Annotated in this window: 17 protein-coding genes; 7 read left to right on the top strand and 10 right to left on the bottom strand. The window is 63.7% G+C overall.

Annotated features, from left to right (window positions below; all coding sequences use genetic code 11):
- The 4 genes from RT460_RS13700 to hemF all read left to right on the top strand — a co-directional run.
- A partial coding sequence (locus tag RT460_RS13700) for a prolyl oligopeptidase family serine peptidase (RefSeq protein WP_313319477.1) occupies nt 1-695 on the top strand: 695 nt, incomplete at its 5' end.
- Nucleotides 696-931: 236 nt separating this feature from the next.
- Nucleotides 932-1,366, top strand: coding sequence for an NUDIX domain-containing protein (locus tag RT460_RS13695; protein WP_313319476.1), 435 nt, complete (start codon nt 932-934; stop codon nt 1,364-1,366).
- 39 nt (nt 1,367-1,405) lie between these two features.
- A complete protein-coding gene (locus RT460_RS13690; RefSeq protein ID WP_313319475.1) occupies nt 1,406-1,981 on the top strand; it encodes a hypothetical protein in 576 nt (191 codons plus the stop codon).
- 60 nt (nt 1,982-2,041) lie between these two features.
- Complete coding sequence (hemF, locus tag RT460_RS13685) at nt 2,042-2,941, top strand: oxygen-dependent coproporphyrinogen oxidase (RefSeq protein WP_313319474.1); 900 nt, start codon at nt 2,042-2,044, stop codon at nt 2,939-2,941.
- A 92-nt stretch (nt 2,942-3,033) separates the two neighbouring features.
- Here the strand turns inward: hemF and RT460_RS13680 are convergent, their stop codons facing one another.
- Together RT460_RS13680 and polA are read right to left on the bottom strand one after the other, a co-directional pair.
- Nucleotides 3,034-3,519, bottom strand: a complete 486-nt coding sequence (locus tag RT460_RS13680; protein ID WP_313319473.1) for a YetF domain-containing protein — start codon at nt 3,517-3,519, stop codon at nt 3,034-3,036.
- A 403-nt stretch (nt 3,520-3,922) separates the two neighbouring features.
- Nucleotides 3,923-6,691 carry a DNA polymerase I gene (polA, locus tag RT460_RS13675; RefSeq protein ID WP_313319472.1) on the bottom strand — a complete coding sequence of 923 codons (2,769 nt, stop codon included), beginning with the start codon at nt 6,689-6,691 and terminating at the stop codon, nt 3,923-3,925.
- Between the two features lie 78 nt (nt 6,692-6,769).
- On the opposite strand from polA, the gene RT460_RS13670 reads away from it, so the two are divergent.
- Nucleotides 6,770-7,051 carry a DUF2782 domain-containing protein gene (locus tag RT460_RS13670; protein WP_313319471.1) on the top strand — a complete coding sequence of 94 codons (282 nt, stop codon included), beginning with the start codon at nt 6,770-6,772 and terminating at the stop codon, nt 7,049-7,051.
- A 222-nt stretch (nt 7,052-7,273) separates the two neighbouring features.
- On the opposite strand, the gene RT460_RS13665 is transcribed toward RT460_RS13670, so the two are convergent.
- The 4 genes from RT460_RS13665 to RT460_RS13650 form a co-directional block, all read right to left on the bottom strand.
- Nucleotides 7,274-7,723: a universal stress protein gene (locus tag RT460_RS13665; RefSeq protein ID WP_313319470.1), complete on the bottom strand. Its 450-nt coding sequence runs from the start codon at nt 7,721-7,723 to the stop codon at nt 7,274-7,276.
- A gap of 84 nt (nt 7,724-7,807) precedes the next feature.
- Complete coding sequence (rtcA, locus tag RT460_RS13660) at nt 7,808-8,824, bottom strand: RNA 3'-terminal phosphate cyclase (RefSeq protein ID WP_313319469.1); 1,017 nt, start codon at nt 8,822-8,824, stop codon at nt 7,808-7,810.
- A 46-nt stretch (nt 8,825-8,870) separates the two neighbouring features.
- Entirely contained in the window at nt 8,871-10,097 is a 1,227-nt protein-coding gene (locus tag RT460_RS13655; RefSeq protein ID WP_313319468.1) for an RtcB family protein, read from the bottom strand.
- A 696-nt stretch (nt 10,098-10,793) separates the two neighbouring features.
- Nucleotides 10,794-12,341 carry a VWA domain-containing protein gene (locus RT460_RS13650; protein ID WP_313319467.1) on the bottom strand — a complete coding sequence of 516 codons (1,548 nt, stop codon included), beginning with the start codon at nt 12,339-12,341 and terminating at the stop codon, nt 10,794-10,796.
- Between the two features lie 187 nt (nt 12,342-12,528).
- On the opposite strand from RT460_RS13650, the gene rtcR reads away from it, so the two are divergent.
- The gene (gene rtcR, locus RT460_RS13645) at nt 12,529-14,127 is read left to right on the top strand and encodes an RNA repair transcriptional activator RtcR (protein ID WP_313319466.1); all 1,599 of its coding nucleotides are present in this window, start codon (nt 12,529-12,531) and stop codon (nt 14,125-14,127) included.
- Nucleotides 14,128-14,276: 149 nt separating this feature from the next.
- On the opposite strand, the gene uvrD is transcribed toward rtcR, so the two are convergent.
- Nucleotides 14,277-16,472 (bottom strand): DNA helicase II, encoded by a 2,196-nt coding sequence (gene uvrD, locus RT460_RS13640; RefSeq protein WP_313319465.1) that lies wholly within the window; start codon nt 16,470-16,472, stop codon nt 14,277-14,279.
- Between the two features lie 191 nt (nt 16,473-16,663).
- On the opposite strand from uvrD, the gene RT460_RS13635 reads away from it, so the two are divergent.
- Nucleotides 16,664-17,221, top strand: coding sequence for a hypothetical protein (locus RT460_RS13635; protein WP_313319464.1), 558 nt, complete (start codon nt 16,664-16,666; stop codon nt 17,219-17,221).
- Nucleotides 17,222-17,260: 39 nt separating this feature from the next.
- Here RT460_RS13635 and RT460_RS13630 read toward each other — a convergent pair whose 3' ends face one another.
- From RT460_RS13630 to rpmB, 3 genes are all read right to left on the bottom strand, one after another.
- On the bottom strand, nt 17,261-18,640 hold the full coding sequence (locus RT460_RS13630; protein ID WP_313319463.1) for an FAD/NAD(P)-binding protein: 1,380 nt from the start codon (nt 18,638-18,640) through the stop codon (nt 17,261-17,263).
- Nucleotides 18,641-18,791: 151 nt separating this feature from the next.
- Nucleotides 18,792-18,959 carry a 50S ribosomal protein L33 gene (gene rpmG, locus RT460_RS13625; protein WP_172675037.1) on the bottom strand — a complete coding sequence of 56 codons (168 nt, stop codon included), beginning with the start codon at nt 18,957-18,959 and terminating at the stop codon, nt 18,792-18,794.
- Nucleotides 18,960-18,969: 10 nt separating this feature from the next.
- Nucleotides 18,970-19,206, bottom strand: coding sequence for a 50S ribosomal protein L28 (rpmB, locus tag RT460_RS13620; protein WP_132863867.1), 237 nt, complete (start codon nt 19,204-19,206; stop codon nt 18,970-18,972).
- Nucleotides 19,207-19,665 lie beyond the last annotated feature (459 nt).

Here is a 19,665-nt window from a genome sequence, read left to right as displayed (position 1 = left end):
CGGGCAAGCAGTACCCGATCGCCATGTTCGTGCACGGCGCCGGCTACCTGCAGAACGTGCATGCGCGTTATTCCAACTACTTCCGCGAGCAGATGTTCCACAACCTGCTGGTGCAGAAGGGTTACATCGTGCTGGACATGGACTACCGCGGCAGTGAAGGCTACGGCCGCAACTGGCGCACCGCCATCTACCGCAACATGGGCCATCCGGAGCTGGAAGATTACCTGGACGGCCTGGACTGGCTGGTCGAGACCAAGCAGGGCGACCGCAGCAAGGCCGGCATCTACGGCGGCTCCTACGGCGGCTTCATGACGTACATGGCGTTGTTCCGTTCGCCGGGCACGTTCAAGGCTGGCGCCGCGCTGCGCCCGGTCGGTGACTGGCACCAGTACAACCACGCCTACACCGCCAACATCCTCAACACTCCGGACATCGACCCGGAGGCCTACCGCATCTCCTCGCCCATCGAATATGCAGAAGGCCTGCAGGACAACCTGCTGATCGCGCACGGCATGATGGATGACAACGTGTTCTTCCAGGATTCGATCAACATGAGCCAGAAGCTGATCGAGCTGCACAAGGACAACTGGTCGATCGCGCCCTACCCGCTGGAACGCCACGGCTACACGCGTGCCGATTCCTGGCTTGACCAGTACAAGCGCATCCTGAAGTTGTTCGAGCAGGAACTGAAGTAAGCATCAGCAAGGGCGCCGCGAGGCGCCCTTGTTGTTTGTGGGCTCGGCTTGGCCCCCTCCCCTTGGCTGCGGCAAAGGAAGGGAGCGGCTTTTCCCCCTCCCTTGCGCGTAGCGCAGGGGAGGGTTGGGGAGGGGTGCTCTTGATCTTGATCTTCCCCTTAGCTCCTGCTTACACCCCAACACCACCCAAGCCTCCAGTACCATTCCCAGCACGGAGCCCTACCCGCAGGAAGCGCATGTCCCCCACCGCACCCACCATCCGCATCGTCACCGCCGTCATTCTCGATCCACAGCAACGCGTGCTGGTGGTACGCAAACACGGCTCGGACACCTTCATCCAGCCTGGCGGCAAGCGCGAGCCCGGCGAACATGCCCTGCAGACACTGGCACGCGAGTTGCGCGAGGAGTTGGACATCGGCGTGGACACCGACAGTGCCGTCGCCCTGGGAATTTTCGAGAACAATGCAGTCAACGAGCCCGGCCACCGCGTACAGGGCGAGGCCTTCCTGGTGCGCATCAGCAGCGGCGTCCCCGCAGTACAGGCGGAGATCGCCGAGCTGGCCTGGATCCCGCTGCAGGCACCCCACGGTGTGAAGTTGGCGCCGCTCAGCGCGCAGCACATCCTTCCTGCAGTACTCGCCGTGATGCAGGATGCTGGGCAAGCACATTGAACCCGGCGATAGTTCGCCATCACTGGACCCACTCCTGCCGTGACGCCACCCGACATTGCTCCCCGGATCCAACCCGACAACGCCACCCGCTTCATCGATACCACCGCCAAGCTGTCACTGCTGATGGCGGTGCTGGCCATCCTCTGGTGTCTGTGCCAGTGGCTGGTCGTGGTGGTACTGGGGCAATTGGATATCGTCGGCTGGATGCAGGGCGAAGGCCTGGCGGTGCCCGCCGTGTTCTTCTGGCTCAGCCGTCACGCCGGCGCGCTCAGCCTGTTGATGCTGATGCTGTCGATCGGCCTGTTTGCGGTCTCCTGGGGACTGCTCAAGCACCGCGAGTGGGGCCGCACGGGCTTTGTCGCCTTCCTGGTACTGATCGCCGTTGCCAACTTCGCCCTGATCCCGCTGGTCGATGCCGTCATGCTTGGCCTGCAGACCGTTATTCCTGCCGAGGTACTGCAGTCGGAAGAAGGCCGTGATCTACGGGTGCAGCTGCTGGTCAGCCGCTGGAGCATGCTGCTGCTGACCGTCGGCTCCTCGCTGGTAATGGCGGCGCTGCACGGCTGGTTGATCATCAAGCTGTATAGGCCCCAGGTACGCAAGCTTTTCCGCTGAGATGCATCCAGGTCTGGCGGATCGCGGGCCCACAAGCGGGGGCTGCGCTACAGTAAGCCCATGAACGAATTCGAGCGCGTACGCGATTACCTCACCGGCCTGCAGGATCGCATCTGCACCGCCATCGAGCAGGCTGACGGCCAGGCCCATTTCCAGGAAGACTGCTGGCAGCGTGCCGAAGGCGGCGGAGGCCGCACCCGCATCCTGCGCGATGGCGCGGTATTCGAGCAGGCCGGCATTGGCTTTTCCGATGTCGCCGGCACCCGCCTGCCGCCCTCGGCATCGGCAAACCGCCCGGAGCTGACGGGCGCGTCCTGGCGCGCCTGCGGTGTGTCGTTGGTCTTCCACCCGCTCAACCCCTATCTGCCCACCACGCATGCCAACGTGCGTTACTTCCAGGCCGAGTTGAACGGCCGCAAGGTGGCGGCGTGGTTTGGTGGTGGCTTCGACCTGACGCCGTTCTACCCCTTCGACGAAGACGTGCAGCACTGGCACACCGTTGCCCGCGATCTGTGCGCACCGTTCGGCGAAGAACGCTACCCCGCGCATAAGCGCTGGTGCGATGAATACTTCTTCATCAAGCACCGCAACGAAACGCGCGGCGTGGGTGGTTTGTTCTTCGACGACCTGCATCATGGCTTCGACACCGACTTCGCCTACCTGCAGGCGGTAGGCGATGGTTTCCTCGATGCCTACCTGCCCATCGTCGAACGGCGCAGGGACACACCCTATGGCGAACGCGAGCGTGAGTTCCAGCTCTACCGGCGCGGCCGCTACGTCGAGTTCAACCTGGTGTACGACCGTGGCACCCTGTTCGGCCTGCAGAGCGGCGGGCGCAGCGAAAGCATCCTGATGAGCCTGCCGCCACGCGTACGTTGGGAGTACGGCTACCAGCCCGATACCGGCAGCGACGAAGCGCGCTTGGCCGAGTACCTGGTGCCCAGGGATTGGTTGGGCTGAGGATGCGTGTGCCGCTCACGGTAGTGCCGAGCCATGCTCGGCATGGCGTTTGACGGATTGCAGGTAACGCCCCTGCCGAGCATGGCTCGGCACTACGTGCGTTTGTCTGACTTGAGGATGATGGTGATGTGGCCATCCGTCTCCAGCAGGGCCAGGTCGACTTCATCCACCTGGGCACACCCTGCATCGCGCATCGCCTTGTTGAAGTCCGCCTTGCTGACCAGCTCGCGACGCAGCACCTGCTGCAACACATGGCCGTGCCGCGCCAGCACCACCGGCTCGCCCTCGATCACCCGCTCCAGCTTCGGACTGCGGGTGGTGATCCAGCCGACAAAATAATTCAGTGCGATCAGTGTGGCTGCGAGCAGCAAGCCACCCCCCAAGGACGTGTCCTTGCCCAGCAAGGCGTTCTGCACTGCGTTGCCCAGCAACACCAGCAACAACATATCGAACGCGGTGAATTGGCCCAGCGCACGCTTGCCTGCCACCCGCACCATCACCAGCACCACGACATAAACCACCACCGCGCGCAGCATGAATTCCCACCACGGCATGGCCAGTGCGAAAAGGTCCTGCATCTGCGTCTCCCGGTTGAGCCATGACCCATCCGTTTGATGCTCGATCAAACGCCATCAAGGCCGTGCGAGGGAAGGACGCACCATCCGCGTGGATGTTTTATGTACAGACAAAAAGAAGCCCCGCCGACCAGGGGGGGGTCGACGGGGCCGGGGAGCGGGCATTTGGGGAGGAATCCCCGCTCCGAGATCTGCTCCAGGGGATGGGAGAGATCCATGACAGACGTTGCGTCTGTCGGGACCTATAACAGCACCTTCAACCTTGATGAATCGTGAAGAATTCGTCTTGCATGCAAAAAGATTAAGGAGTGATTCATCCACTGAAACACAAGGCATTTAGTTGAATACGATGCGCTGCGACGCATCGTTTCATGAACACGCATATTCTGGTTAAAAAACCAGAAAATTAGTGTGCCTCGTCCCAGTTTTCCCCGATACCAGTATCAACTACGAGGGGTACACGCAGGCTCGCAGCTGCCGACATCCGCGACTCGACTTCAGCACGCAAGGTATCGATGAATGCGGCGTCGGCTTCGAACACCAGTTCATCGTGCACCTGCAAAATCATCTTGGCCTGGTCGCTGTAACCCTGCAGCCACCCATCCACGCTCACCATCGCGCGCTTGATGATGTCTGCCGCAGTGCCCTGCATCGGTGCATTGATGGCCGCACGCTCGGCACCCGCGCGCAAACCCTGGTTACGGGCGTGGATGTCGTTCAAATATAGCCGGCGCCCAAACAGGGTTTCCACATACCCCTGCTCGCGCGCCTGAACGCGCATCCTTTCCATGAAGTCACGCACCGCCGGATAACGGCTGAAATACAGCGCCACATAATCCTGTGCCTGGCCGCGATCAATACCCAGGTTTTTGGCCAGGCCGAATGCGCTCATGCCGTACATCAAACCGAAGTTGATCGCCTTGGCGGCGCGGCGCTCGTTCGGCGTCACGTCCTCCAGCGCGCGCCCAAACACTTCGGCGGCGGTGGCACGGTGCACGTCGGCGCCCTGTTCGAACGCACGCACCAGGCCCGGGTCCTCGGACAGGTGCGCCATGATGCGCAGCTCGATCTGCGAGTAATCGCAGGCCATCAGCTTGCGCCCCGGCGGCGCGACAAAGGCTTTGCGGATACGGCGGCCGTCGTCGGTACGCACCGGGATGTTCTGCAGGTTCGGATCGGACGATGACAGCCGCCCGGTTGCCGCACCCGACTGGTGGTAGCTGGTGTGCACGCGGCCGGTATCGGGGTTGACCATTTCCGGCAGCTTGTCGGTATAGGTGCTGCGCAGCTTGGCCAGGCCGCGGTATTCCAGGATTACCCGCGGCAGCTCATGCTGCTCGGCAATCGCCTCCAGCGCTTCTTCGTTGGTGCTGGGCTGGCCCTTGGGGGTTTTCACCAGTGCCGGCAAACCCATCTCGTCGAACAACACCGCCTGCAGCTGCTTGGGTGAGTCCAGGTTGAAGGTATGGCCGGCCAGCTCGGTGGCCTTCTGCTGCGCAGCCAGCATGCGTGCTGACAAGTCGCTGCTCTGACGCTTCAATTCGGCCATGTCGATGCTGACGCCATTGGCCTCGATGCGTGCCAGCACCGGCACCAACGGCATCTCGATATCGCGGTAGACGCTTTCCAGCGACGGCACGGCGGCCAGCTGCGGGCCCAGCACGCGGTGCAGGCGCAGGGTGATATCTGCATCCTCGGCCGCATAGGCGCCGGCTTCGTCGATGCCGACCTGGGCGAAGGAGATCTGCTTTGCCCCCTTGCCCGCCACGTCCTCGAACTTGGTGGTGGTGTAGCCGAGGTAGCGCTGCGCCAGCGAGTCCATGTCATGGCGGGTGGCGGTGGAATTGAGCACGAAGCTTTCCAGCATGGTGTCGTCGGCATAGCCCTGCACATCGACGCCGTGGCGGCGCAGCACATGGATATCGTACTTGCCGTGTTGGCCGAGCTTCTTCTTGCTGGCGTCCTGCAACAGCGGACGCAGTGCATCCAGCACCTGCTGCATCGGCAGCTGGGCTGGCGCACCCGGATAGATATGGCCGACCGGGATGTAGGCGCCCTTGCCCGGCTCCACCGCCAGGCTGATGCCGACCAGGTTGGCGCGCATCGCATCCAGCGCATCGGTTTCGGTATCGAAGGCGAACTCGTCGGCGGCCTGCAGGCGCTGCACCCAGGCCTGCAATTGTTCGGTGGTGAATACCGTTTCGTATTCACCCTTCACCGCCATGGCCGGGTCCAGGCCAACAACCGGCTCGCTGTCGGCGGCCTTGGCATAGCCGGCGGCGGTGCCGCGCAGACTGGGCTTGGCGTCGCCAGCGGCCTCCGGTGCGGCCACGCCACCCAGCTCACGCAGGGCCTGGGTGAAGCCGTAACGGGCATACAGGCCACGCAGCGATTCAACGTGCTGCTCACGCAACTGCAGGTCACGCGGCCCCTGATCCAACGGCACGTCGGTGCGGATGGTGACCAGGTCACGGTTCAACGGCAGCCGCGGCAGCGCAGCGCGCAGGTTCTCGCCGATCTTGCCCTTCATGGTCGGCGCCGCGGCGATCACGCCGTCCAGATCCTTGTACTCGGCCAGCCACTTGGCAGCGGTCTTGGGCCCGCACTTTTCCACGCCCGGCACGTTGTCGACGGTGTCGCCCATCAGCGCGAGGTAGTCGACGATCTGCTCGGCGTGCACGCCGAACTTGTCCATCACCGCCGCGTCCGAATCGGTACGGCTGCCGGTCATGGTATTGACCAGCGCCACGCCCGGGCGCACCAGCTGGGCGAAATCCTTGTCGCCGGTGGAAATGGTCACCTCCAGTCCGTCGGCAGCGCCGGCCAGCGCCAGCGTGCCGATCACGTCATCGGCTTCCACCCCGTCCACGCGCAGGATGTCGATGCCCAGCGCCTGCACGATGTCGCACATCGGCTGCACCTGCGAGCGCAGGTCGTCGGGCATCGGCGGACGGTTGGCCTTGTACTCGGCGTACATGTCGTCGCGGAAGGTCTTGCCCGGCGCATCGACCACGAAGGCGACGTATTCGGGCTTTTCCTTCAACGTGGAACGCAGCATGTTGACCACGCCAAACAGCGCGCCGGTGGGCTCGCCATTGGCGTTGGTCAGTGGCGGGAGCGCGTGGAACGCACGGTACAGGTAACTGGACCCGTCTATCAGGACTAATCTGCTCATGCGCTGATTCTACGCGGCGGGCCGTTGCTGCACGTAGACAGGCATAATCGGACCATTCCCACCGAAGGAAGCGCCACCATGAAATCCTTGCTGCTGATCCCCCTGCTGGCCCTGGCCGGCTGCGCCACGCTCGGCGACGGCTCGCCACCGGTCGACGTCAAAGGTGCGGATATCACGCGCAAGGCGATGGACAACGGTGACACCATCGAGGAGTACCGCGTCGGCGGCACCCTGCGCATGGTCAAGGTGACCCCCTCGCGCGGTGCACCGTTCTACATGTACGACCGCGATGGCGACGGCCGCATGGACAGCGACAAGGACGGCACCAAGCCGGTGTACTGGAAGCTGTATAGCTGGTGATCTTGCCCCCTCCCTTGCGTGCGTAGCACGGAGGGGAGGGTTGGGGAGGGGTGCTTCTGGCAGCCAAGCCTGAAGGCCGGCTGGCCTTTTCACCCGGGAAGGAAAAGCCCTCGTTTGAGGGCTTTGTTGATTTTGGCTTCTTGTTTCTTGGGGGGGGCCAAGCAAGAAGCACCCCTCCCCAACCCTCCCCTTCGCTGCGCGAAAGGGAGGGGGCTCAACGCGTCAGCGGATCACCAGCACCGGTACCGTGCTGCGGGCCAGTACTTCGGCGGTCTGGCTGCCCAGCAGTACGCGGGTCATGCCGCGGCGGCCATGCGAGGTCATCACCAGCAGGTCGCTGCTGCAGGCATTGGCGGTGTCGATGATGCCGTCGGCCGCATAGCGGTCGAGCACATGGTGGGCCTGCACATCGGCGACGTTGGCCGCGTGTGCCGCTTCCAGCGCCGGCCGCAGGATCTTCTGCGCGGCTTCCTCGCGGTCTTTCTTGTACTCCGGGCTGGCTTCATAGCCGGCACTCCAGCCCATGGCGTCGTACATGCCTACTGCCCACGGCTCGGAAACAGTGACGATGTCGGCGTGGGCGCCCAGCTGAGCAGCCAGTTCCAACCCCTTGGCCAACCCCTTGGCGGAAAGCTCGGAACCATCGGTGGCGATCAGGATGCGCTTGTACATGGCAGTTCTCCTTGGAAGGTGGTGGGGACACCATTGCACACCCGATGGTGCCCCCATGCCTTGCGCAAGATCAAACCGGGCCGATCAACGGCTGATCCATACCTCCCAGTGTGGTCCACGCTGCTGCCAGTCGAACTCCACCGGCAGGAACTTCTCGATCAGCCGCGCATTGCTGCGCAGGTGGTCGCTGATAACCGCCGTGGTGAAGCTGCCACCGCCAGCCAGGGCCATCGGCAGCAGCAACTGGTCGGACAGGTGCTCGCTCACGCAGGCGCCGCCATCCAGGTAAGCCTGGACGGTCGCAGCCAGCCGGCCCGCCACGTCCTCGGCAGCCAGCCCGCGCTCACCATGACTGTCGAAATGCTCGACATGCTGGTCATGCCGCACCGTCATCGAGACGACGTTGCCCGGACCCAGCGCCGGCCGTACCACCCGCACATGGCGTGGATGCGCATCCACCCCGAACCGCTGTGCCAGCGCGTCGAGTTCGCGCTGGCCGATGGCGGCGGGCAGGCCCGACACCAGCGCCTGTGCGTCCAGCGCCTGCAAAGGCCCGCGCACGCTGAACGCCTGCGCTTGCAGCTGCGGGCAGGCCTGCACCGTCGCCTCCAGCACGCCGCCACCGGCTGGATGGAAGCCCGGCGCATGCAGCTGCAGTTCGGCCTGCACGCCCATCCGTGCCAAGGCCGGCAGATAGCAGCTGCTGATGAAGTCGGCACTGGGCGCCATCGGATTGTGCGTGCCGCCCTCCAGCCGCACCCGCGACGGCGCAGCGGCCTGCCACAAGGCCGGCAACAGCGTCTGCAACACCAGCGTCGCCGAACCGGCACTGCCGATGGCGAACTGGTAGTCACCGGCCTGCACCGGGCCGGGCGCGAACCGCAGGGTGGTCGCACCCAGCGCAGCGCCTTCCACCTGCGCACCGCTGATGCGGGCCGCCGCGTTGACCGCGGTCAGGTGGTGACGCATCAGCCCCGGACGCGGGCGCCTGGCGCGGATGTCCTGCATCGCAAAGCCAATGCCGGTGCACAGGCTCAAGCTCAAGGCCGAACGCAGCAGTTGCCCGCCGCCCTGGCTTCCATCGATTTCAATCATCTCCATTGTCTTGCCTTCCTTTGGCGCCCCACCGCAGCGGGGCGCTCTTTGCTTATCCTTTCACACATACCACCTGACGCAGGGTATGCATGATCTCAACCAGATCGCGCTGCGCCTCCATCACTGCCTCGATCGGCTTGTAGGCGGCCGGTGACTCATCCACCACCTCGGCGTCCTTGCGGCACTCCACGTGCGCGGTGGCCTTGATGTGGTCGTCCACGCTGATCAGCTTGCGCGCCTTGGTGCGGCTCATCACGCGGCCGGCGCCGTGGCTGCAGCTGTGGAAGCTGTCCTCGTTGCCCAGCCCACGCACGATGAAGCTCTTGGCGCCCATGCTGCCCGGGATGATGCCCATCTCACCCTTGCGCGCACTCACCGCGCCCTTGCGGGTAACCAGCACATCCTTGCCGAAGTGGTGCTCGCGGTTGACGTAGTTGTGGTGGCAGTTGACCGCCTCGGCCTGGGCCTCGAACGGCTTGCTGATCACCGTCCGCGCGGCCGCAATCACGTTGCGCATCATCACCTCGCGGTTGATGCGGGCAAAACGCTGCGCCCAGTCCACCGCGAACACATAGTCGCCGTAATGCGCGCTGCCTTCCGGCAGGTAGGCAAGGTCCTGGTCCGGCAGGTTGATCATCCAGCGACGCATTTCCTGCTTGGCTAGCTCGATGAAGTAGGTGCCGATGGCATTGCCAACACCGCGCGAGCCGGAGTGCAGCATGAACCACACGCGCTGCTCTTCATCCAGGCACACCTCGACGAAGTGATTGCCGGTGCCCAGCGTTCCCAGGTGCTTGAGGTTGTTGGTGTTCTTCAGCTTGGGGTGACGCTCGCAGATCAGCGCGAAGTCGGCAGCAAGCTGCGACCAGCCTTCCACCGCCAGCTCCGGCGCGGTGTCCCAGCTGCCCTTGTCGCGGCCACCACGGGTCACGCTGCGGCCATGCGGCACTGCGCGTTCAATCGCGCTGCGCAGGGCCGACAGATTGTCCGGCAGGTCGCTGGCAGTCAGCGTGGTACGGGTGGCGATCATGCCGCAGCCGATATCCACGCCCACCGCCGCCGGGATGATGGCGCCGATGGTCGGCACCACCGAACCCACGGTTGCGCCCTTGCCCAGATGCACGTCGGGCATCACCGCTACCCATTGATGGATGAAAGGCAGGCGCGCGATGTTCTTCAGCTGCTCACGGGCTTCGTCTTCCAGCGGCACGCCGCGCGTCCACAGCTTGATCGGTGCCGCACCCGGCTCCTGGATCACGTTGTAATTGGTGTCGTTCATTGATGGCTTTCCTGTCATCTTCAAATCTAAAGGTGCGGTGACAAAGGGGGGTGGAACTGTCCGCAGAACCAGATCGGAACCTGATAAAGCAGCCGGGACTTGAACCCGACCCCGAAGGGCTTCCAATGTAGTTCCACCTGCATTCACCGCATGAAACATCTGCAAAAGGTGCCGGCCTGCACGACGAAGATTGAAGGAACATCCTGCTCTAACCAGACTGAGCTACCGCTGCGTTTCCACAGCGGGCGGGATTCGAACCCGCGACCCGGAGCTTAAGAGGCTGTAGTTCCTTCGGCATTCGTACATGCCGACATTGAAACCGTCATGCCGAAGCATGAAGTAATACGAATAGGGTGCCGGCTTGTACGACAAGAATGAGGGAACGTTTCACCGCCGTACCACGAGGGCAAGGCGGCGATCCTGCTCTATCCACTGAGCTACCGATGCATTGCGGCATCGGGCGGGAATCGAACCCGCGACCTGGAGCGTGAAAGGCTGTAGTTCCATCGGCATTCGTACAAACCGACATTGAAAGGTGGGAGCAGACGGCAAGGTGTGAACTGACTTTCCGGATTCGAACCGGAATGAACAACCAATGTAGTCAGCCCGGCATCCGCCTTCTCCCATGAAATAGTCTCCAGGCCCGGCCGGCCCCATTGCCGGCCGGGCATCACATCGGCGATATCCGTACCGCCCTTACAAATCCATCGCCGCGATCCGCTCCACCCAGCGCGGGCGCTGTGCCGGCGGCAGGCTGGCATTGGCCAGCAACTCGAACACCGCATCGCTGAAGCCGCCGATATGCAGCACGTCCTCGCGCTCGACCGTCTGGCTGGTGGCCACCGGCTGCAGGTCGATGCAAACCAGCTGCGCCTGCGGGCAACGCGCCTTCAGCGCCGCCCACTCACGCATGGTTGCGGTCTCCCGGTTGCCACGGGTGTCACGCCAGCTTTCGTTGTCCGACACCAGTACCAGCAGATCCACCTGGGCGCGCTTGCGGTTCAAGTAAGCCAACGGCGCGCTAACCGACGTACCGCCACCATTGATCGCCAACTGCCGTGCCAGCGTCATCACGCTGTCGCGCGGGTTCAGCTGCTGCGGACGCACCTCGGTATCGAACGGCAGCACCTGCGCCTGCGGATGACCGCGCAACACACAGGCCGCGATCAAGGCCGCCACATCCACGCAACGCGCCGCCGAGCTTGCGCCCTGGCGATAGCCGGTCACCGGCCACTGCATCGAACCGGAGACGTCCACCGCCACCACCACGTTGCCCTGCAATGCCGGCACCGAGGCGGTCGCCACTTCCATTGCGTCCTGCAGCGCATCCAGGATCGGACGCGGCAAGGCGGCACCGGCGTGGTAGGCCATCAGCAGCTGGTACGGCATTACCCGCGAACGGGCGATCTGCTGCGGGTCACGCAGCTTGGCGGCAACCTCGGCCACCATCGCCGCGTCCTCGAACACACCGTGACGGGCAAAGGTGTTCAAGTTCATCCGTAGCTGCTGCCAGGACGAGTTGCGTGCCAGCACCGACCACTGCGCCGCATCCAAGGCCAGCGCGCTGTAGTACTGGAACGGCAGGTCCGGCAGCATGCCGCGCGGATCACGCTTGAATGCCTCATAGGCACGCAGTTCCGCTGGCAACAGCGCCTCGTCGTACGGCCGCCCGATCACCCAGGCATACAGCGCTTCACGCGCGGCATCCTGCGGCTTGGGGTGGACCATGCGGATCACATCGGCCAGCGACGGTTGGTTGCCGATCGCCGCGCGGATGATCGCCTTCGGCGAAGCTTGCTGCAGCCACTGCCGCAGCAGACGCTTCGGCAGCGAGCCCAGCGAGCGGCGACCGATCCGGCCACTGCGCATGACCTGCACAAAGGTACGCAGCATGCGGCCGTTGTCGATCACATGCGGGAAGGCGGCGGCAAAGGCCTCGCCATCGCGCACGCTGAGCATCGCCAACAGCAACGCCGGCATGTCCTTCATATGCGCCACGCCGTGGGCATAGGCCGCGGTGCGGGCAATGAAGCCGGCATCGACCTCACTGCACAGCGCCTGCATCTGCTCCAACTGCGCATCGGCGCTGGCGTAGAAGGTGTTGTTCAAGCAACCGGTGGCCGCAAACAGGGCCAACGCCGCACGCGGATCACGGGCATAGGCCGATCCACCGGCTTCATTGCGGACCGTGGCCTTCGGCAGCAGGGCGCCACGGAAGGATGCGAACAGGTTTGCGTTGGCCATTTCGTACTCCTCGGCGGGAAAAGCCCGCGTCTGTGCTGGCCCTATACATCGCAATCGCCGTGCCAAGTTTTTGCATGGAGCGCCAACCTGTTGATTTAAATAGTGATATCAACAGAATTACCGCTCCACCAAGTTCAATCTCCTTGATCTTTCGTATAGTTCTAGCGCGTTATCTATAGGAATGGATATGTCCAAGCGTCAGGTGATCTTCGGCATGCTCGGCACCCAGTTGGATTCGGGTAGCGGCCCCGGCCGCTGGGAGAAATGGCGGCCCACGGTCACCCTGGGCATGCACGAGGACTTCCAGCCCGACCGCATCGAGCTGATGCTTGACCAGCGCCGCTTCAGCCGGCTGGCCAAACTGGTGCAGGAGGACCTGGCGCTGGTATCACCCAGCACCGAGCTGCGCCTGCACGACACCTACCTGATCGATCCCTGGGAATTCGAGGGTGTGTACGCGCGCCTGCATGACTTCCTGGCGGCCTATCCGTTCCAGCCGGACGAGGAGGACTACTACGTCCACATCACCACCGGCACCCACGTCACTCAGATCTGCTGGTTCCTGTTGACCGAGAGCCGGCACTTCCCCGGCCGCCTGCTGCAGACCTCGCCGCCGCGCAAACAAGGCAATGGCGACCCCGGCAGTTACGCAGTAATCGACCTGGACCTGTCACGCTACGACCACATCGCCCAGCGCTTCGCCCAGCAGCAGCTACAGGACCGCGACCTGCTCAAGAGCGGCATCGCCACCCGCAACCCCACCTTCAACCGGATGATCGAGCAGATCGAAAAAGTGGCCACGCGCTCGCGTGCACCGATGTTGCTGACCGGACCCACCGGTGCCGGCAAGAGCCAGCTAGCCAAGCGCGTGTTCGAGCTGAAGAAGCTCAAGCACCAGCTGCCCGGCCGCTTCGTCGAAGTGAACTGCGCCACGCTGCGCGGCGACGGCGCGATGAGCACCTTGTTCGGCCACACCAAGGGCGCCTACACCGGCGCCAGCAGCGACCGTGCCGGTCTGCTGCGCTCGGCCCATCAGGGCCTGCTGTTCCTGGATGAGATAGGCGAGCTGGGCGCTGACGAACAGGCCATGCTGCTGCGCGCGTTGGAAGAAAAGCGCTTCCTGCCGGTGGGCAGCGACCGCGAGGTGGAGAGCGATTTCCAGCTGATCGCCGGCACCAACCGCGACCTGCAGCACGACGTGCGGCTCGGCCGCTTCCGCGAGGATCTGCTGGCGCGCCTGAACCTGTGGACCTACCAGTTGCCCAGCCTGGCGCAACGCAGCGAGGACATCGAGCCCAACCTGGAATTTGAACTGGAGCGCTGGTCACGCGAGCAGCATGAGCGTGTGCGCTTCAATGCCGAGGCACGCGAACGCTACCTCCGTTTTGCCAGCAGCGCCGATGCCGCCTGGCGCGGCAACTTCCGCGACCTCGGTGCCAGCGTGATCCGCATGGCCACACTGGCCAATGCAGGACGCATCCAGACCGATGGCGTGGATGAGGAAATCGGCCGCCTGCGTGCGCAGTGGCATGGCGGCGAAGATGCATCGCCACTACAGGCCCTGATGGGGGACGCGGCAAACCAGCTGGATCGCTTCGACCGCGTGCAGCTGGAAGAAGTAGTACGCGTCTGCCTGCGCTCAAAAACCCTGTCTGCCGCCGGCCGCGAACTGTTCGCGGTGTCCCGCACCCAACGCGCCAGCACCAACGATGCCGACCGCCTGCGCAAATACCTGGCCAAGTTCGATCTGGACTGGGAACAGCTGCGCCAGCACGCCGCTGGTTGAAAACTCGCGGAATCCAACGCGCCTCGCTCCCCGGGTGCGCTGCGCTTACCCGGGCTACAAATCCGCTCCACCTGTAGTGCCGAGCCATGCTCGGCAGCTCTTCGCGCACAAGCCGGTGCTCCGATCACTCTGCGCCTACCCGGGCTACATCAAATCACCGTCAGATTCGCATACGCCATCACCAGCCACTTGCTGCCGGCGTCGGCGAACTCGACCTGCACGCGCGCGTGCTGGCCGTTGCCTTCGTAGTCGGTGACCATGCCTTCGCCGAACTTCGGGTGATTGACCAGCGCACCGAGCTTGATCGGTGGCGCCTCGATATTGGCGTGGCCGCCCATCACCCGGTTGGCACCGAGCGAGGCGGGGCGCGAGACCTGCACCTTGGGGCGCACTTCATTGAGCAGCTCGCGCGGGATCTCGCGCAGGAAGCGCGACGGCAGGCTGTAGTTGTCCTGGCCATGGATGCGGCGCGATTCGGCGTAACCCAGCACCAGCTTCTGCCGCGCGCGGGTGATGCCGACGTAGGCCAAGCGGCGCTCTTCTTCCAGCCGCCCGCTTTCTTCCAGCGACCGTGCACTCGGAAACAGTCCCTCTTCCATGCCAGCCAGGAACACCAATGGAAATTCCAGGCCCTTGGCCGAGTGCAAGGTCATCAGCTGCACGCCTTCCTCGCCAGCCTGCGCCTGGCCTTCACCCGCTTCCAGCGAGGCATAGGACAGGAAGGCGACCAGCTCGCTCATGTCCTCGGCGCCTTCTTCGATATCGTCTTCGCGACGCACGAAGCGCGAGGCCACCGAGATCAGCTCGTCAAGGTTGTCGGTGCGCGATTCCGAATCCAGTGCGTTGCGGCTTTCCTTGCTCCAGTGCTCACGCAACGCCGAGCGTGACAGCACGTGTTCAATGCGCTCGGCCAGATCCATCTCCGCGGTTTCCACGGTGATCTGCTGGACCAGGTTCAGGAAGCCAGCCAGTGCGTTCTTGGCGCGCGAGGTAAGGTCATTCCCCTGCGTGGCCAGCATGGCCGCCTCCCACAGCGACAAGGACTGTTGCCGGGCGATACGCCGCACTTCGTCCAGCGTGCGCTCACCGATGCCGCGCGTCGGCGTATTCACCGCGCGCTCGAACGCAGCGTCGTCATTGCGGTTGGTCATCAAACGCAGGTAAGCCAACGCGTCCTTGATTTCAGCACGCTCGAAGAAGCGCATGCCGCCGTAGACGCGGTACGGCACCTGCTCGCTGAGCAGCGCTTCTTCAAAGGCGCGTGACTGTGCATTGCTGCGGTAAAGCACGGCGATGTCGCCATAGCTGCCGCCATCACGCACCCACTGGCGTGCACGCTCGACCAGGTACCGCGCCTCGTCCATTTCGTTGTAGGCGGCGAACAGATCGATCGGGTCGCCATCACCACTGTCGGTCCACAGCTCCTTGCCGATACGGTCCGGGTTGTGTGCGATCACCGCATTGGCAGCGCCAAGAATATTGGCGCTGGAACGGTAGTTCTGTTCCAGACGGATGGTCTGCGCGCCCGGGAAATCCTTGAGGAAGCGCTGCACGTTTTCGACCTTGGCACCGCGCCAGCCATAGATGGCCTGGTCATCGTCACCGACCACGAACACGTGTGCGCTGTCACCGGCCAGCACACGCACGAAGGCGTACTGGATGGCGTTGGTGTCCTGGAACTCGTCGACCAGGATCTCGCGGAAACGGGCACGGTAATGCGCCAGCAATGCCGGGTTGTCGCGCAGCAGCTCATGCGCGCGCAGCAGCAGCTCGGCGAAGTCGACCAGACCGGCACGGTCGCAACGCTCCTGGTAGGCCGCATAGGCCTGGCGCAGGGTTTCGCCCCACTGGTCATGCGGCTCGGGCTGGATGTGCTGCGGGCGACGCCCCTCATCCTTCTGCGTGTTGATCCACCACATCACCTGCTTGGGCGGATACTTGCCGTCATCCAGTTCCAACTGCTGCACCACGCGCTTGACCAGCCGCAGCTGGTCATCCGAGTCCATCACCTGGAACGCCTCGGGCAGCTTGGCATCGGCCCAGTGCAGGCGCAGCAGGCGGTGGGCCAGGCCATGAAAAGTGCCGATCCACATGCCACGGCTGCCGTTGGCCAGCTGCGCGTCGATGCGGTGGCGCATTTCGCCGGCCGCCTTGTTAGTGAAGGTCACAGCAAAAATGCCATGGGTGGGCACGCCGCAGACTTCATTGAGCCAGGCGATGCGATGGGTAAGCACGCGGGTCTTGCCGGAACCTGCGCCGGCGAGAATCAGGTGATGACCAGGAGGCGCGGAAACGGCCTCGCGCTGGGCTGCATTCAGCCCGTCGAGAAGGTGGGAGACATCCATGCCGGCATTTTACGGGATGCGGGCCAACGCTTCCGCAGCAGCGCTGCCGTGAAACACGCAACACTCAGAATCAAGGCAAGCCACAGCCGCGCCTTGGATTTGACAGCCGGGCAGGCTAGCGCGATCCTCAAACGTCACCAGAATTACTGTTTTACAAGAAATTACGCAGTTCTCAATCCGAGGAGTGTGAAATGGCAAGGAACAACAGTGCGGTTCTGACGGGCATGGCGCTTGCGATGTTGGTGAGTGTGGCGCATGCCGCCGACCCCGCCCCAGTGCAGGAGCCGCAACAACGGGTGCTGCCTGTATTGGTGAAACTCAATGCCCAGGGCCGGGTGACCGACGTCAACCCCGCCACGCGGCTGCCGCCCCGGATCAACCGCCTGCTGCGGGCGAATATCACCGAATTGTTTGCAGGCCCTGCCAATACTCTGGCCCCGGGCAACACCGAAGCCAGCCGTCAATTCGTCGCCAATATGACGACCGTCGCCACTCCCGGCGAATCCGAAGACCTGAAAACGGTCCATTTCGCGCTGGTTTCCACCCAGGCGGTGCCCATTGGCAACTGGTACTGGACACATATGGACGGTCGCCGCCTTGCCCTGGCCAATCGAAACCTACCCCCAGCAAGCAGCTTGCCGCGCGAACCGAGGGACGGATCCATGAACGGACCTCCTCCTTCCAAGGACGGCAGCTCCTCAGGTGGAAATGGCAACAGCTCACCCCCGGCAGGTGGCAAGAACACCTGAACCAGGCTGGCGTAATGCTCCCAACCACATCGGCGCTGCCTAACGCAGCGCCTGTGTCGCGGCTATCGCCGCCTGTGCACGCAGATCAGGGATTGCCAGGCTTTCCCACAGGCTGCCAATGCGCAGGCTACCCACTACCTGCACGCGCGGCTCAACCACGCCATCAGCATCGATCAGACTGCCGTCAGGCGCTGTATCCAGACCGATCCCATGCGGCCCGGCCCGGCCCACGCCGCTGCCGAGCAACTGCTGCAGCAACGGGTTACGCATTGCCTGCGCGCGCATCTCCACACCGGTGGCATTGACCACGCACTGCACCTCCAACTGCAACGGCCGACGCCAGCGGTCCTGTGCGCCCAGACACACGCAGGCGCCTTCGGCCACGGCTGTCTCCAAGCGTCCGCGATGAAGCTGCAGCCGGCCCTGCTGCTGTACTTCCTTCAGTTGCGCGTATACCGGCGCCGCGATGCGGTGGCGATGGATGTCCCAATAACGCACCACATGCCGCAGAAACCGGCGCTGGTCATCGAATGACAGCGTCTGCCACAGGCGCTGGACCATCGGGCGGATCCGTTCCATGACGCTCTGCCACGGGATATCGCGGCTTGCCGCCTCGGCTGCATGCTGGCGCAGGGCATGCAGCCGCTGGCGCAGGTTCATCGCCAGCAAGGGCTCCGGGTCGTAATCGGCGGGCGCGCCCTTGGCGTGCGGCAGCGGCAACAGCGCATGTCGCGACATCACGTGGATGCGGCCGCGGTGGCCATTGGCCTGCAGGCTGGCCACGGTATCGGCCATGCTCAGGCCCGAACCGATGATCGCAACGTCGGCATTGGCAGGGATGTCGCCCAGCGCCGGGTAATCCCAGGCTTCGATGCGCTTGCCTGCAGGCAGGCTGCTGGCGCCACGCGCCGGCAACGGCCGCAAGGCATTGCCGACGGCCAGGATCACGCGCCGCGCCATCACCGCACGACCGGAATCCAACTGCAGCCGCACCGCGTCGTCGCCGGGCTGCAGCGACTGCACGCGCGCAGCAATGATTTCCAGCTGTGCCGGACTGCCATCCACTGCGTCCTGCAGACGCTGGCGCAGATAAGCCGCGTAATAGCTACGCGACACAAAACGCGCTGCCAGCTGCTCGCGAGATACCGCCTCAAATGCGGGCAACCCGCTCAGGAAATCGAGGAAATCTTCCGGTTGTTCAGGAAAGCCGCTCATCTTGCCGGCCGGCACGTTCAGCACGTGCTCCTCGCGGGTGGTTGCGTAGGCAACGCCGCGCGCCAGCGGCAGCGACGGCTCGATCACCAGCAACCGCAACGGGCTGCGTGCACCGCGCAGTATCCCGATCGCCGCAAGCACGCCGGCTGCGCCGCCACCGATGATGGCTATCTCACACACTTGGGGAGTATCGATTGCACTCATCTGTCCGATTGTAGGCGATGACATGTACCCCCCTGATGCTCCCGTTGCATGTATTCATGCTTGCACGCCAGGAAGTTTTTCACCGTGCTGAAACACAAAACCCGCCTTTCGGCGGGTTTGTGTCGAACGCAAAACAAACAATCCCGGAGGATTACTTGATCTTGCCTTCCTTGTACATCACGTGCTTGCGAACAACCGGATCGTACTTCAGGAATTCCATCTTCCCCGGGGTGTTCTTCTTGTTCTTGTCGGTCGTGTAGAAGTGGCCAGTGCCGGCCGAGGAAATCATACGGACCTTATCGCGCTTACCTGCCATGATCGTTTACTCCTCAGACCTTTTCGCCGCGGGCACGCAGCTCAGCCAGAACGGAATCAATGCCGTTCTTGTCGATGGTGCGCAGTGCATGCGCGGAAACACGAAGCTTGACCCAGCGGTTCTCGCTGGCGACCCAGAAACGGCGCTCGTGCAGGTTCGGCTGGAAACGACGACGGGTCTTGTTGTTGGCGTGCGAGACGTTGTTACCCGTCTGCACTCGCTTGCCGGAAACTTGGCATACGCGGGACATTGCGCACCTCGGTAATGTTGATGACTTCCTTAGCCAGGAAGACGGCGGCCCCGGCGGTTACCCGCCACGCGTCATGGGAATCAAAGGGTTACGCCGACGAGGATGGCCAGATGACGTGTTCCCGGCCACCGATCCGGAGAATTCCGGACACAGCGAGCCGCGTATTATGCCCAGAGTGGGTCTTGATGGCAACTCGCCGGGGGCTCTCCTAGCCTTCAGCCCATTCAGATTAGCGCTCTCAGCCAACGGTTGTAGTGCCGAGCCATGCTCGGCAGAGGCCTTGCAAGCGCACCCTCCCCCTTCTCTCCCGTACAGGGGCTTGAAGGAGCGCGGTAGCCCGAGTAAGCGCAGCGCACCCGGGAGCCCTCCGCGAAAAACCCCCGGGTGCGCTGCGCTTACCCGGGCTACGTGGTTCTCGGCTCACCCTGTAGTGCCGAGCCATGCTCGGCAGGGGCCTTA

The organism is Stenotrophomonas sp., from assembly GCF_032061965.1.
Lineage (GTDB): Bacteria > Pseudomonadota > Gammaproteobacteria > Xanthomonadales > Xanthomonadaceae > Stenotrophomonas.
The sequence above is the reverse complement of the archived record's forward strand: the minus strand, read 5'-3'. Positions and strand labels throughout refer to the sequence as shown.

Bases quoted from the DNA above. Each gene is read 5' to 3' on its own strand.
- RT460_RS13695 (WP_313319476.1), top strand. From the start codon at position 932: ATGTCCCCCACCGCACCCACCATCCGCATCGTCACCGCCGTCATTCTC.
- hemF (WP_313319474.1), top strand. From the start codon at position 2,042: ATGAACGAATTCGAGCGCGTACGCGATTACCTCACCGGCCTGCAGGAT.
- RT460_RS13680 (WP_313319473.1), bottom strand. From the start codon at position 3,519: ATGCAGGACCTTTTCGCACTGGCCATGCCGTGGTGGGAATTCATGCTG.
- polA (WP_313319472.1), bottom strand. From the start codon at position 6,691: ATGAGCAGATTAGTCCTGATAGACGGGTCCAGTTACCTGTACCGTGCG.
- RT460_RS13670 (WP_313319471.1), top strand. From the start codon at position 6,770: ATGAAATCCTTGCTGCTGATCCCCCTGCTGGCCCTGGCCGGCTGCGCC.
- RT460_RS13665 (WP_313319470.1), bottom strand. From the start codon at position 7,723: ATGTACAAGCGCATCCTGATCGCCACCGATGGTTCCGAGCTTTCCGCC.
- rtcA (WP_313319469.1), bottom strand. From the start codon at position 8,824: ATGGAGATGATTGAAATCGATGGAAGCCAGGGCGGCGGGCAACTGCTG.
- RT460_RS13655 (WP_313319468.1), bottom strand. From the start codon at position 10,097: ATGAACGACACCAATTACAACGTGATCCAGGAGCCGGGTGCGGCACCG.
- RT460_RS13650 (WP_313319467.1), bottom strand. From the start codon at position 12,341: ATGGCCAACGCAAACCTGTTCGCATCCTTCCGTGGCGCCCTGCTGCCG.
- rtcR (WP_313319466.1), top strand. From the start codon at position 12,529: ATGTCCAAGCGTCAGGTGATCTTCGGCATGCTCGGCACCCAGTTGGAT.
- uvrD (WP_313319465.1), bottom strand. From the start codon at position 16,472: ATGGATGTCTCCCACCTTCTCGACGGGCTGAATGCAGCCCAGCGCGAG.
- RT460_RS13635 (WP_313319464.1), top strand. From the start codon at position 16,664: ATGGCAAGGAACAACAGTGCGGTTCTGACGGGCATGGCGCTTGCGATG.
- RT460_RS13630 (WP_313319463.1), bottom strand. From the start codon at position 18,640: ATGAGTGCAATCGATACTCCCCAAGTGTGTGAGATAGCCATCATCGGT.
- rpmB (WP_132863867.1), bottom strand. From the start codon at position 19,206: ATGTCCCGCGTATGCCAAGTTTCCGGCAAGCGAGTGCAGACGGGTAAC.